Source organism: Cellulomonas sp. plas2 (assembly GCF_057221735.1).
This window is the reverse complement of record NZ_CM170155.1, coordinates 2,407,010-2,419,774: the sequence shown is the minus strand read 5'-3', so window position 1 is coordinate 2,419,774 and position 12,765 is coordinate 2,407,010. Positions and strand designations below refer to the sequence as shown.

12 protein-coding genes are annotated in these 12,765 nt (G+C 76.4%); 10 read left to right on the top strand and 2 right to left on the bottom strand.

Annotation, left to right across the window (positions count from 1 at the left end; genetic code table 11):
• Positions 1–2: 2 nt before the first annotated feature.
• The 6 genes from AC2TDM_RS10855 (at position 3) to AC2TDM_RS10830 (ending at position 5,539) form a co-directional block, all read left to right on the top strand.
• Positions 3–1,346, top strand: a complete 1,344-nt coding sequence (locus AC2TDM_RS10855; RefSeq protein ID WP_484634610.1) for a M16 family metallopeptidase — start codon at positions 3–5, stop codon at positions 1,344–1,346.
• A gap of 17 nt (positions 1,347–1,363) precedes the next feature.
• Positions 1,364–2,206, top strand: coding sequence for a 4-hydroxy-tetrahydrodipicolinate reductase (gene dapB / locus AC2TDM_RS10850; RefSeq protein ID WP_484634609.1), 843 nt, complete (start codon positions 1,364–1,366; stop codon positions 2,204–2,206).
• Positions 2,203–2,688 (top strand): tetratricopeptide repeat protein, encoded by a 486-nt coding sequence (locus AC2TDM_RS10845; RefSeq protein WP_484634608.1) that lies wholly within the window; start codon positions 2,203–2,205, stop codon positions 2,686–2,688. Before dapB ends, AC2TDM_RS10845 begins: the two co-directional genes overlap by 4 nt.
• 220 nt (positions 2,689–2,908) lie before the next feature.
• Positions 2,909–4,744: an apiosidase-like domain-containing protein gene (locus tag AC2TDM_RS10840; protein WP_484634607.1), complete on the top strand. Its 1,836-nt coding sequence runs from the start codon at positions 2,909–2,911 to the stop codon at positions 4,742–4,744.
• Between the two features lie 152 nt (positions 4,745–4,896).
• Positions 4,897–5,151, top strand: coding sequence for a hypothetical protein (locus AC2TDM_RS10835; RefSeq protein ID WP_484634606.1), 255 nt, complete (start codon positions 4,897–4,899; stop codon positions 5,149–5,151).
• 133 nt (positions 5,152–5,284) lie between these two features.
• Positions 5,285–5,539 (top strand): acyl carrier protein, encoded by a 255-nt coding sequence (locus AC2TDM_RS10830; protein WP_484634605.1) that lies wholly within the window; start codon positions 5,285–5,287, stop codon positions 5,537–5,539.
• 108 nt (positions 5,540–5,647) lie between these two features.
• Here AC2TDM_RS10830 and AC2TDM_RS10825 read toward each other — a convergent pair whose 3' ends face one another.
• On the bottom strand, positions 5,648–6,232 hold the full coding sequence (locus tag AC2TDM_RS10825; protein WP_484634604.1) for a GNAT family N-acetyltransferase: 585 nt from the start codon (positions 6,230–6,232) through the stop codon (positions 5,648–5,650).
• Positions 6,229–7,710: an NAD-dependent succinate-semialdehyde dehydrogenase gene (locus AC2TDM_RS10820; protein ID WP_484634603.1), complete on the bottom strand. Its 1,482-nt coding sequence runs from the start codon at positions 7,708–7,710 to the stop codon at positions 6,229–6,231. Before AC2TDM_RS10820 ends, AC2TDM_RS10825 begins: the two co-directional genes overlap by 4 nt.
• Positions 7,711–7,793: 83 nt before the next feature.
• On the opposite strand from AC2TDM_RS10820, the gene AC2TDM_RS10815 reads away from it, so the two are divergent.
• The 4 genes from AC2TDM_RS10815 (at position 7,794) to AC2TDM_RS10800 (ending at position 12,690) form a co-directional block, all read left to right on the top strand.
• Positions 7,794–8,600 carry a thymidylate synthase gene (locus AC2TDM_RS10815; RefSeq protein ID WP_090030201.1) on the top strand — a complete coding sequence of 269 codons (807 nt, stop codon included), beginning with the start codon at positions 7,794–7,796 and terminating at the stop codon, positions 8,598–8,600.
• A 19-nt stretch (positions 8,601–8,619) separates the two neighbouring features.
• Positions 8,620–9,882 carry a dihydrofolate reductase gene (locus AC2TDM_RS10810; RefSeq protein WP_484634602.1) on the top strand — a complete coding sequence of 421 codons (1,263 nt, stop codon included), beginning with the start codon at positions 8,620–8,622 and terminating at the stop codon, positions 9,880–9,882.
• A gap of 83 nt (positions 9,883–9,965) precedes the next feature.
• Positions 9,966–10,892, top strand: coding sequence for a 4-hydroxy-tetrahydrodipicolinate synthase (dapA, locus tag AC2TDM_RS10805; RefSeq protein WP_484634601.1), 927 nt, complete (start codon positions 9,966–9,968; stop codon positions 10,890–10,892).
• A 112-nt stretch (positions 10,893–11,004) separates the two neighbouring features.
• A complete protein-coding gene (locus AC2TDM_RS10800) occupies positions 11,005–12,690 on the top strand; it encodes a ribonuclease J (RefSeq protein WP_090030203.1) in 1,686 nt (561 codons plus the stop codon).
• Positions 12,691–12,765: the final 75 nt, after the last annotated feature.

Sequence of the window (12,765 nt, the reverse complement as noted above, 5' to 3'; positions counted from 1 at the left end):
CGGTGCCCCTCGACCTCCCGCTCGTCGCCCCCGGCACCGCCGGGGCCGAGCTGCGCGCCGGGCAGGATGGCGACGGACTCGTCCGTCGCTCCGTCCTGCCCGGCGGGGTCCGGGTGCTCACGGAGCACATGCCGGGCCTGCGGTCCGCGTCCGTCGGGGCGTGGATCGGCGTCGGGTCCCGTGACGAGGAGTCCGGGCACCACGGCTCGACGCACTTCCTCGAGCACCTGCTCTTCAAGGGGACGGCGCGGCGCACGGCGATGGACATCGCCGAGGCGTTCGACGCGGTCGGCGGCGAGGCCAACGCCGCCACCGGCAAGGAGCACACCTGCTACTACGCCAAGGTGCTCGACGAGGACCTGCCGATGGCCGTCGACGTCATCGCCGACATGGTCACCTCGGCGCGCCTGGACACCGACGAGCTCGAGACCGAGCGCGGCGTCATCCTCGAAGAGCTCGCGATGAACGACGACGACCCCAGCGACGTCGCCCACGAGCAGTTCACCCTCGTCGCGCTGGGCGAGCACCCGCTGGCCCGGCCCATCGGGGGCACGCCGGAGAGCATCCGCGACGTGCCCCGCGACGCGGTGTGGGAGCACTACCGCTGGCACTACCGCCCCGACACCCTCGTCGTGAGCGCGGCGGGCAACGTCGACCACGACGCGCTGTGCGCGCAGGTCGAGAAGGCGGTGCGGGACGGCGGCTGGACGCTGGACGCCGCTGCCGTGCCCGCCGCGCGCCGGGTCGCCGGCCGCGACCTGCCGCCGGGGACGGGCGGGCTGCCCGCCGACGCGCGCGAGCGCACCGTGCGCCGCCCCAGCGAGCAGGCGAACGTCGTGGTCGGCTGCGCCGGCCTCACGGCCACCGACGAGCGGCGGTTCACGCTGTCCGTGCTCAACGCCGTGCTCGGCGGGGGCATGTCCTCCCGGCTCTTCCAGGAGATCCGCGAGAAGCGCGGCCTGGCCTACTCCACGTACTCCTTCGCCTCCGGGCACGCGGACACGGGCGTCTTCGGCCTGTACGCCGGCTGCACGCCGGGGCGCGTGGACGAGGTGACGGCGCTGCTCGTCGCCGAGTGGGAGCGCCTGGCCGACGGCGGGCTCGACGACGCCGAGCTGCAGCGGGGCATCGGCCAGCTCTCCGGCGGGCTCGTCCTGGGCATGGAGGACACCGGCTCGCGCATGGGCCGGCTCGGCAAGGCGGAGCTGGTGCACGGCGAGCTCGTGTCCGTCGACGAGTCCCTGGCGCGCGTCCGGGACGTGACGGCGGCGCAGGTGCAGGCCCTGGCGGGCGAGCTGCTCGGCCGTCCGCGGACCGTCGTGCGCGTCGGCCCGCTCGGGGACTGAGCGGGACGGCGCCGGCGATGACCGACACGTCTGCGTCCCCCGTGACGTCCGGGGCGACGTCCGACACGACGTCCGACGAGACGTCCGCAGCGGTGCCGCCGGCACCGCTGCGCGTCGCGGTGCTCGGCGCCGGCGGACGGATGGGCCGCCAGACCGTCGCCGCCCTCGACGCCTCCGACGACCTGCGGGTCGTCGCGCGGCTCGGGCGCGGCGACGACCTGGCGGCACTGCTCGGCGCGGCGGACCGTCCGGACGTCGTCGTGGACTTCACCGTCCCGGACGTGACGCTGGCCCACGTGCTGGCCTGCGTCGCCGCCGGCGTCCACGTCGTCGTGGGCACGACGGGCTGGGACGACGCGGCGCTGGACCGGGTGCGCGCCGCCCTGGCCGACGCGCCGGGCACCGGCGTCGTCGTGGCCCCCAACTTCGCGCTCTCCGCGGTGCTGACCATGCACGTCGCGGCGCTCGCCGCCCCCTGGTTCGAGTCCGTCGAGGTCGTCGAGCTGCACCACCCCGACAAGCTCGACGCGCCGTCGGGCACCGCGCGCCACACCGCCGCGGCGATCGCGGCGGCCCGGTCAGCGGCGGGCGTCGGCCCGTCCCCGGACGCGACCGTGCACGCGACCGACGGCGCCCGCGGTGCCGACGTCGACGGGGTGCGCGTGCACGCCGTCCGCCTGCGGGGCCTCGTCGCCCACGAGGAGGTGCTCCTCGGCAACCCCGGGGAGCAGCTCACCATCCGGACCGACACCTTCGACCGCAGCTCCTTCATGCCGGGCGTGCTGCTGGCGGTCCGGCAGGTCGGGTCGCGCCCGGGGCTCACGGTCGGCCTGGAGCACCTCCTCGGCCTCGTGCCGTGAACGCCGCCGTCCCGCGGCGCCGCCGTCCGACCGGCGGCCTCGTCGCCGCGGTCGCGCTCAGCGGCCTGCTGGCCCTGTACCTCGTGCTCGTGCTGGGGCGCTCGGTGGCGCTCGTGCGGACGGGGGAGCCGGTCGGGGTGGCGCTGGGGCTGGCGTTCGCGCTCCTGCCCCTCGTCGCCCTGGTGCTCATCGCGCGGGAGTGGCTGCTCGCGCTGCACGTGCAGCGGATGGCCGACACCCTCGCCGCCGCCGGGGAGCTGCCCGTCGACAGGCTGCCGCGCTCGCCCGGGGGCCGCATCGACCGCGAGGCCGCGCGCGCGGCCTTCGACCCCGCCCGCGACGCCGTGGAGGCCGACCCGGAGAGCTGGGCCGCCTGGTACCACCTCGCCTTCGCCTACGACGCCGCGGGCGACCGCCGTCGGGCGCGCGAGGCCCTCCGGACGGCTCGCCGTCTCTGGCGCACGGCCGCCGGCTCCCGCTAGCCGCACGGGCATCTCCTCCCCGTCACCCGCTCGGGTTACCCTCGCCTCTCCGTGTGCCCAGGGCCGGTGCGGCCGGTCCTCCCGACGGCGACCACCAGGAGGTCCTGTGCTCGACCCGTGCACGTCCCCGCCCGCGACCGGCCGTCCCGCGCGACGGGCGTCGAGGTGGCGGGTCGCGCGGCTCGCCGCCGGCGCCGTGGTGGTCGGTTCCCTCGTCGGGGTGTCGGCCGCCGGAGCCCCGCCGGCGTCCGCGGTCGGGCACGGTGCCCAGCCGGCCGCGGGCGACGCGGGGGAAGCGGTGCGCGTGAACGTCGGCGGCGACGCGTACCGCGACAGCCGCGGGCGCACGTGGGCGGCGGACACCGGGTACGTGGGCGGCCGCCCGACGAACGTCGCCGCCGAGGGCCACGTGCGGGGCACGAAGGACCACCGGCTCTACCGGGACCTGCGCGTCGGCATGGACGGGTACCGCCTGGCCCTGCCGTCGGGCGGCACGTGGCGGGTCACGCTGCACCTGCTGGAGAACTACCACGAGGGTGACGGCCGTCGCGTCTTCTCCGTCGACGCGGAGGGGGAGAGGGTCGTGCACGCCCTGGACCTGCACGAGAGGACCGGGCACGGCACCGCGCACACCGTGGCGTTCGACGTCGAGGTGCGCGACGGCGCGCTGGACCTCGGCTTCGAGGCGCACGTGGACCTGGCGACGCTGTCGGCGGTCGCCGCCGTGCCGGTGACCGCCGCCGCCCCCACGGCCCCCACGTCCCCGGCCTTCCCGCTGCGCGCGTCGGCGGACGGCGACCACCTCGTCACCGCCGACGGCGAGCCGTTCCTCTACCTGGCGGACACGGCTTGGATGGCGCCGACGCGCCTGGACCAGGCCGGCGTGCGTCGCTGGCTCGACGCGCGCGTCGCGCAGGGCTTCACGGCCGTGCAGGTCTCCCTCCTGCACTCCGTCGGCCAGCAGGACGAGGGGCCGGCGAACGTCTACGGCGACCTGCCCTTCGTCGGCGGGTACGACCTGTCCCGCCCGCTCGAGGTGGGGGAGCGGACGCGCGACGCGCGCTCGCCCGACTACGACTACTGGGACCACGTGGCGTACGTGCTCGACGAGGCCGCCGCGCGCGGGCTGGCCGTCGCCGTCGTCCCCTCCTGGTACGGGTACGGCGGCGAGGACTGGCGGGCCCGGGAGACGACCGGCAACGCGACGGACTACGGGGCGTTCCTCGGTCGTCGGCTGGGCGCGATGCCGCACCTGGTGTGGCTGCTGGGCGGTGACAACGCCCCGACGGGCGACGTGGCGAAGGTGGCGCCGGGTGCCGACCGCTCGGACAAGCTCGCGGCGACCGACGCCATGGCTGCGGCCATCCGGGCGCACGAGCCCGTGCGGCACCTCATGACGTACCACGGGCGGCGCGGGGTGACCTCGTCGGCCTACGTCGGCGACCGCGAGTGGCACACGCTCAACAACCCGTACGCGGACCAGCACGTCCACGAGCACGCCCCGGCGGCCTTCGGCACGGGCATCCCCTCGGTGGTGACCGAGGCGTACTACGACGGCCGCGACCGGGCGCCCTTCCTCGACCGCACGCAGCTGCGGGCGCAGGCGTGGTGGGCCGTGCTGTCCGGGGCCGGATTCGCCTACGGGCACGAGGACGTGTGGGACCTCGACGCGGCGTGGGGGCGTGCCCTGCGGGCGTCCTCGGCCGCGGACGTCGGACGGGTGGCGACGATCCTGGACGCGCACCCGCGGCTCCGGCCCGCGCCGGTCCCGCTGACCTCCGGTGAGGGCGCGTCGTCGCCCGGCTCGCGGGCGCTGTCGGGGCGGTCGTCGAGCGGCGCCCTGCTGACCTACCTGCCCACCGCGCGCACGGTGACGGTGGACCTGGCCGCGGCGGCGTCGGGCGGCTCCGGTGGTGACGTCCGCCTGTCGTGGGTGGACCCGGCCAGCGGCGACGTGCGCGACGAGGGCCGGCACGCCGCGACCGGCACGCGGGACCTGGCCGTGCCGCGGGGCTGGGACGACGCGCTGCTGGTGGCGGAGCCCGTCACGGCCTGACGTGCAGCTGCGCACCCCGGGCCACGGCGCGTCGGCCCGGCGCACGGGGTCCGGCGCACGGGGTCCGGCGCACGGGGTCCGGCGCACGGGGTCCGGTGCGCGGGGTCCGGCGCGCGGGGTCCGCCGGGGTGCGGTAGGCAGGAGCCATGTCGATGGTCGATCCTCTGCTCCCGTCCTCCGACCCGGGCGACGAGTCCGTCGCCGCCGCCGACCCGGGGGTGGGCGCCCCGCGCACCGCCCCGGGCACGGGCATCGGGGGCGAGGACCCCGACACCCCCGAGGGGCGCCCCTCCTCCGAGCACGAGGAGGAGCCGGAGCCCGGCGGTGCCGGGCTCGCGCAGGCGGCGCGCCAGCACCGGGGCACGTCCTTCCCCACACCCGGTCCGGACGTGCTCCAGCGGGGCTGACGCCCCGGCCGGCGTGCCCGTCGGTGCCGGCGGCTGCCGTTGCGGACGGCGTGGCCGCGCGTAGCGTGGACGAGGTCCAGCGACGGGCGGCACACAGCGCCCGGCCCAGGCCGGGCGGACCCAGGAGGTCCCCATGGCCACCGGCGAGACCGGCTTCGACGACGTCACGTTCGACCTCATCTCCCTGCAGTACCACTCCCTCAAGGCGGGGCACGACTACGGGCAGTACGTCCGCGACGCCCGCAACGCCGGCCAGGACGAGATCGCCTCGTTCTTCGAGGAGGTCATGGCGCAGGACGCGGCACGCGCCCACCGCTGCCACGAGCTGCTCGCGCAGCTGACGAAGGACGGCGTCGACGCGACGTCGCCCCAAGGTTCCGCGGGCTGACGGGCCCGCCCGGGTCGCGCTCCCGCCCCGGCCGGGGGCGCAGCCCGGGGCCACGGCGTGGCGTGCTCCTGCAGCCGCCACCGTCGGGTGGTCGTCGTCGGGTCGTCGTCAGATCGTGGCGGCCCAGCGCTCCTCGCGGACGGTCCGCTCGGTGCCGTCCGGCGCGGTGCCCGAGGCGAGCGTGCGGTGGACGCCCTCGGGACCGAGACCGGCGCCGTGCAGGAACGACCGGCGGCCCTCGTCGCCGTCGAGGACCCACGTGTGCACCTGGTCGGCGCCGTCGGCCCGCAGGGTGTCGACGGCCGCGGCCAGCAGGCGTGAGCCGTGCCCGGCCCTCCGGTGGCCGGGCTCCACCTCGAGGGCGAGGACCACGCCGCCCGGCGCGCCGCGCCCGGGGGGCGCGCCGGGACCGGGCTCGTCGGGCACGAGGCCCAGGGAGACGAGCCCGACGACCCGCGGCCCGTCGCACGCGACGAGCACCCGGAACCCGCCGGCCGGGGGCGCCGCGACGGCGGCCGCCCACTGCTCGCGCATGAGGTCCTCGTCCAGCCGGTCGAGGACGTCGGGACCCAGCACCTCGTCGTGGGTCGTCCGCCAGGCAGCGACCTGGACCCGGACGAGCGCCACCTCGTCGCCGGGTACCGCCGGGCGGACCGAGACGTCGGCGGTGGGGCCGCCCAGCAGCCCGCTCACAGCGCCACGTACACGGTCTCGAGGTACTCCTCGATGCCCGCCTCGCCGCCCTCGCGCCCGAGGCCGGAGGACTTCACCCCGCCGAAGGGTGCGCTCGCGTCCGAGACCATCCCGCGGTTGAGCCCCAGCATGCCCGTCTCCAGGTCCTCGGCCAGGCGCATGGCACGGCCCATGTCGCCGGTGTAGGCGTAGGCGACGAGGCCGTACTCCGTCCCGTTGGCCAGCGCGACGCCCTCGGCCTCCGAGCCGAAGGTCACGACCGGCGCGACCGGGCCGAAGATCTCCTCCGTCACCACCCGCTGGTCCGGCGCGACGTCGGCCAGGACGGTCGGGGCGTAGAAGTACCCCCGGCGCCCGACGCGCTCGCCGCCCGTGCGGATCACCGCCCCGCCGTCGGCGGCCTGGGTGACCAGCTCGTCGACGTGGTCGACGGCCGCCGCCTCGATGAGGGGGCCCACGGTGACGCCGTCGTCGGCGCCGTGCCCCACGACGAGGCGGCCGAACGCCTCCGTGAGCCGGGCGGTGAACTCCTCGGCCACGCCCGCCTGCACGAGGAAGCGGTTGGCGGCGACGCACGTCTGGCCCGCGTTGCGCATCTTCGCGGCCACGGCGCCCTGCACGGCCGCGTCGAGGTCGGCGTCGTCGAAGACGAGGAACGGGGCGTTGCCGCCCAGCTCCATCGACGTGCGCAGGACCCCGTCGGCGGAGGCCTTCAGCAGGGTCCGCCCGACCTCCGTGGAACCGGTGAACGACAGCTTGCGCAGCCGCGGGTCGGCCAGCAGCGGACCGGACACGCGGCGCGCCGACGAGGTGGGCACCACGTTGACGACGCCCGCGGGCAGGTCCCGCGCCTCGAGCTCGGCCCGCACGATGTCGGCGACGTACGCGGTGGTCAGCGGCGTGAGCTGCGCGGGCTTGACGACGACCGGGCACCCGGCGGCCAGCGCCGGCGCGAGCTTGCGGGCGATCATCGCGATGGGGAAGTTCCACGGCGTGACGAGCAGCGCGGGCCCCACCGGCCGGCGCAGCACGAGCTGGTGGTGCGTGCCGGCCGGCGCCCGCCGGGCCAGCCCCTCGGCCCGCACCGCCTCCTCGGAGTACCACCGCACGTACTCCGCGGCGTAGAGCACCTCGGCGCGCGACTCCGCGAGCGGCTTGCCGCCCTCGGCCGTGACGATCGCCGCGAGGTCGTCGGCGTGGGCGACCATCTCGTCGAACACCGCGCGCAGGAGGTCCGAGCGCACCCGGGGAGCCGTGCGGCGCCAGGCGTCGGCGGCCGCGTCGGCGGCGCCCAGGGCCTCGAGCGCGTCCTCCTCGGTGCCGTCCGCGACGTCGGCGAGGACCTCCTCGGTCCCGGGGTCGGCCACCGCGAAGGTGCCGCCGCCGTGCGCGGGGCGCCACCGCCCGGCGACGAGGACGCCGGTGGGCAGGTGGGCCGCCACCGTCGGCGGCAGGGTCGAGGTCGTCGTCGCGCTCATGGCGCCATCCTCGCCCCGCGGCGCGGGCGCGCGCCACGGTCGGACCACCGGCCACCCCACGACCCACCCCTAGACTCGGGCCCATGACGGACCCGGTGCCGACGCCGTACGAGGACCTGCTGCGGCTCGTGCTCGAGACCGGGACGCCGAAGGCCGACCGCACGGGCACGGGGACGCGCAGCCTCTTCGGGCACCAGATGCGCTTCGACCTCGCGGCCGGGTTCCCCCTGGTGACGACGAAGCGGGTGCACCTGCGCTCGGTCGTCCACGAGCTCCTGTGGTTCCTGCGCGGGGAGTCCAACGTCCGCTGGCTGCAGGAGCGCGGCGTGCGCATCTGGGACGAGTGGGCGGACGCCGACGGCGAGCTGGGCCCGGTCTACGGCGTGCAGTGGCGCTCCTGGCCGACGCCCGACGGCGGGACGGTCGACCAGATCTCGCAGGTCGTCGAGACGCTGCGCCGGGACCCGGACTCGCGCCGGCTCGTGGTGTCGGCGTGGAACGTCGCGGACGTGCCGCGCATGGCGCTGGCCCCCTGCCACGCGCTGTTCCAGTTCTACGTGGCCGACGGCCGGCTCTCGTGCCAGCTGTACCAGCGCTCCGCGGACATGTTCCTCGGCGTGCCGTTCAACATCGCCTCGTACGCGCTGCTCACGCACATGGTGGCGCAGCAGGCGGGGCTCGCGGTCGGCGACTTCGTCTGGACCGGCGGGGACTGCCACGTCTACGACAACCACGTGGAGCAGGTGCGCGAGCAGCTGTCCCGCACGCCCTACCCGTCCCCGACGCTGCGGCTGCGGCCGGCGCCGTCGATCCTCGACTACGCGTACGAGGACGTCGAGGTGCTCGACTACCGGCACCACCCCGCGATCAAGGCGCCGGTCGCCGTCTAGGCGCCGGCAGGACCAGGACATGACGCTCTCCCTCATCTGGGCCCAGACGCCCGACGCCGTCATCGGCGTCGACGGCGCCCTGCCGTGGCACGTGCCGGAGGACCTCGCGCGGTTCCGGCGGCTCACCGACGGGCACCCCGTCGTCATGGGCCGCCGCACGTGGGAGTCCCTGCCGCCGCGGTTCCGTCCGCTTCCCGGTCGGGACAACGTCGTGCTGTCGCGGGACCCGGGCTTCGCGCCCGAGGGCGCGGTCGTGGCGACGAGCCTCGACGATGCGCTCGCGGTCGTGGGGGACCGGGACGCCTGGGTCATCGGCGGCGGCTCGCTCTACGCCGCCGCGCTGCCCCATGCCGACCGCGTCGAGGTCACCCTCGTCGACCTCGCCACCGCCGGGGACACCGTGGCCCCCGTGCTCGACGAGCGCCGCTGGGTGCAGACCGCCCACGAGCCGGCGGAGGGCTGGTACACCTCGGCCGCCGAGGGCACGCGGTACCGGTACATCACCTACGGGCACCGCCCCGACAGCCAGCCCGCCGTGGACCCCCGGCTGCAGGCGCCGCACCGCGTGCGCTGCGACTGGGGCCGGGCCGGTGCGCGTGCGGTCGCGGCCGGCAGCGACCGCATCGCGGTCGTCGTCGACGTCCTGACCTTCACGACGACCGTCGCCGCCGCCTGCGCGGCCGGCATCGAGGTGGCACCGTTCCGCTGGCACGACCCCCGGGCGCCGCGCTTCGCGGAGGAGACCGGGGCGACGCTGGCCGTCTCGCGCGCGACGGGCGGGCCCAGCCTGTCGCCGGGCTCCGTGCGCGCCTCGGGGCTGCACCGGCTCGTGCTGCCCTCGCCCAACGGGGCGACGACCGCGCTCACCCTCGCGGCGACGGGCGCGACCGTGGTGGCGGGCAGCATCCGGACCGCCGACGCGGTGGCGGCGTACTGCGCGCGCCGCCTCGCGGAGGACGCGCGGCTCGTCGTCGGCGTCGTGCCGGCGGGGGAGGGGTGGCCCGACGGCGCGTTCCGGCCCTGCGCCGAGGACCTGTGGGGGGCGGGTGCGGTCGTCGAGGCGCTGCGGCGGCACGGCGCGACGGACATCTCCGTCGAGGCCGAGGTCGCGCGGCAGGCGTGGCTGGCCGTGGCCGACGACCCCGTCGGCACGCTGCGCGAGTCGGCCAGCGGGCGGGAGCTCATCGAGCGGGGGTGGGCCGACGACGTGACGGCGGCCGCCGAGCTCGACGCCGACGGGTGTGCGCCGGTGCTCGTCGACGGGTGGTTCGTCGCCTGCTAGGCGCGTCCGCCGCACCCGTCCGGGGTGCCGCGGTGCGGCGGTCGAGGAGCAGTCCCGAGGTGGCCGGGCGGTACCGTGAGCCCATGCCACCCGTCGCCCGGCCCGGACGCCCCTTCGGCTCGGTGCTCACCGCCATGGTCACGCCGATGAGGACCGACGGCACCCTCGACCTCGACGCGGCGGTCGCGCTGGCCCGGCACCTCGTCGAGCAGGGCAACGACGGGCTCGTCCTCAACGGCACGACGGGCGAGGCGCCCACGACGCACGCCCCCGAGAAGGCGGAGCTCGTCGCCGCAGTCGTCGAGGCCGTCGGGGACCGGGCCTGGGTCGTCGCGGGCGCGGGCAGCAACGACACGCTGCACGCGGTGCGCATGGCCGAGCAGGCCGCCGCCGCGGGCGCGCACGGGCTCCTCGTCGTCGCGCCCTACTACTCGCGGCCCTCGCAGGACGGCGTGGTCGCGCACGCCACCGCCGTGGCGGACGCCACCGACCTGCCCGTCATGCTCTACGACGTGCCGGGGCGCACGGGCGTGCGCCTGGCCCCCGCGACCGTCGAGCGGCTCGCCGCGCACGACCGCGTCGTGGCGATGAAGGACGCGGCGGGCGACGCCTTCACCGCGGCGCAGCTCGTCGCCACCACGGGCCTGGCCTGGTACGCCGGCGACGACGGGGCGTACCTGACCGTGCTCGCGCACGGCGGCGTGGGCATCGTCAGCGTCGTCGGCCACGTGGCCTCGGCCGGGCTGGCCGAGATCGCGCGCGCCTGGGACGCCGGGGACCACGCGCGTGCGCTCGAGGCCTTCCGCCGGGTCGTCCCGGCCGTGGTGGCGCTCAACGGCGCCGGGTTCCAGGCCGTCGCGGCCAAGGCCGCGCTCGAGGTCCTGGGCCTCCTGGGCAACCGCGCCCTGCGCCTGCCGCTCGTCCCGGCGTCGGAGGAGGAGGTCGACGCGATCCGTGCCGGCCTCCGCGCCGCCGGCCTGCTCGTCCCCGAGGGCGCGCACGCCCCCTGACCGTGAAGCCGTCGGACCGTGCGCAGCCCCCGACGGGCGCGCCCCGGGCCGGCGCCGCGGACCCGACCGGGCCCGCGCCCACCCTCCACCACACCCCGCACGAGGAGCGCCCGTGAGCCATCCCCACCCCGAGCTGTCCCTGCCGCCCGCCCTGGCCCCCGGGGGCCTGCGGGTCGTCGCGCTGGGCGGCCTCGGCGAGGTCGGCCGCAACATGACCGTCCTGGAGCACGACGGCAAGCTGCTGGTCATCGACTGCGGCGTCCTCTTCCCCGAGGACCACCAGCCGGGCGTCGACCTCATCCTCCCGGACTTCGAGCACATCCGGGACCGCGTGCAGGACATCGTCGCGGTCGTGCTCACCCACGGGCACGAGGACCACATCGGTGCCGTCCCCTACCTCCTGCGGCTGCGCCGGGACATCCCCGTCGTCGGCTCCCAGCTCACGCTGGCGTTCATCGAGGCCAAGCTCAAGGAGCACGGCATCACGCCGCTGACCCTCGCCGTGAAGGAGGGGCAGGTCGAGCAGCTCGGCCCGTTCGGCTGCGAGTTCGTGGCGGTCAACCACTCCATCCCGGACGCCCTGGCCGTCGCCGTGCGCACCCGGGCCGGCCTGCTGCTGCACACCGGCGACTTCAAGATGGACCAGCTGCCCCTCGACGGACGCATCACCGACCTGCGGGCCTTCGCGCGCCTCGGCGAGGAGGGCGTGGACCTGTTCCTCGTCGACTCGACGAACGCCGAGGTGCCGGGGTTCGTCGCGCAGGAGCGCGGCATCGGGCCGGTGCTCGACCAGGTCTTCGCCGAGTCGCCGCGACGGATCATCGTCGCCTCGTTCGCCTCCCACGTGCACCGCGTGCAGCAGGTGCTCGACGCCGCGGCCGCGCACGGACGCCGGGTGGCCCTGGTGGGGCGGTCCATGGTCCGCAACATGCAGATCGCCGCCGACCTGGGCTACCTGCAGGTCCCGGACGGGGTGCTCGTCGACCTCAAGCGCGTGGACTCCCTGCGCGACGACGAGGTCGTCCTCATGTGCACCGGCTCCCAGGGCGAGCCCATGGCGGCGCTGTCGCGGATGGCCAACGGGGACCACCGGGTGACGGTGGGCCGCGGCGACACCGTCATCCTCGCCTCGTCGCTCATCCCCGGGAACGAGAACGCGGTGTTCCGGGTCATCAACGGGCTGACCCGGCTCGGGGCGCGCGTCGTGCACTCCGGGAACGCCAAGGTGCACGTGTCCGGCCACGCGTCGGCCGGCGAGCTGGAGTACTGCTACAACATCCTCCGCCCGCGCAACGTCATGCCCGTGCACGGCGAGGTCCGCCACCTCGTCGCCAACGGCGCGATCGCCGTCCGGACCGGCGTGCCGGCCGACCGCGTCGTGCTCGCCGAGGACGGCGTGGTCATCGACCTCGTCGACGGCGTGGCGAAGGTCGTCGGCGCGGTGCCGTGCGGGTACGTGTACGTGGACGGCTCGTCCGTCGGGACGATCACCGAGGCGGAGCTGAAGGACCGGCGGATCCTCGGCGTCGAGGGCTTCATCTCCATCTTCGCGGTGGTCAGCTCGACCGACGGCAAGGTCATCGGCGGGCCGCAGATCACCGCCCGGGGCTTCGCGGAGCAGGACACCGTCTTCGACGCGATCCTGCCCGAGCTCACCGCGGCCCTCGAGGAGGCCTCCCGGCAGGGCACCGTCGACACCTACGGGCTGCAGCAGGTCATGCGGCGGGTCGTCGGGCGCTGGGTCTCGGGGCGCCTGCGCCGCCGGCCCATGATCATCCCGGTGGTCGTGGAGGCCTGAGCCGCGACGCCGGGTACCAGTGGTGGGCGGGACGTCCGTACGCCGCCCGGACACGCGCCGCCCGGCTGCGCCCCG

What these genes read in the sequence shown, in the direction of transcription:
- dapB (WP_484634609.1), top strand. Translation starts at nt 1,364, where the DNA reads ATGACCGACACGTCTGCGTCCCCCGTGACGTCCGGGGCGACGTCCGAC.
- AC2TDM_RS10835 (WP_484634606.1), top strand. Translation starts at nt 4,897, where the DNA reads ATGGTCGATCCTCTGCTCCCGTCCTCCGACCCGGGCGACGAGTCCGTC.
- AC2TDM_RS10830 (WP_484634605.1), top strand. Translation starts at nt 5,285, where the DNA reads ATGGCCACCGGCGAGACCGGCTTCGACGACGTCACGTTCGACCTCATC.
- AC2TDM_RS10820 (WP_484634603.1), bottom strand. Translation starts at nt 7,710, where the DNA reads ATGAGCGCGACGACGACCTCGACCCTGCCGCCGACGGTGGCGGCCCAC.
- AC2TDM_RS10815 (WP_090030201.1), top strand. Translation starts at nt 7,794, where the DNA reads ATGACGGACCCGGTGCCGACGCCGTACGAGGACCTGCTGCGGCTCGTG.
- AC2TDM_RS10810 (WP_484634602.1), top strand. Translation starts at nt 8,620, where the DNA reads ATGACGCTCTCCCTCATCTGGGCCCAGACGCCCGACGCCGTCATCGGC.
- dapA (WP_484634601.1), top strand. Translation starts at nt 9,966, where the DNA reads ATGCCACCCGTCGCCCGGCCCGGACGCCCCTTCGGCTCGGTGCTCACC.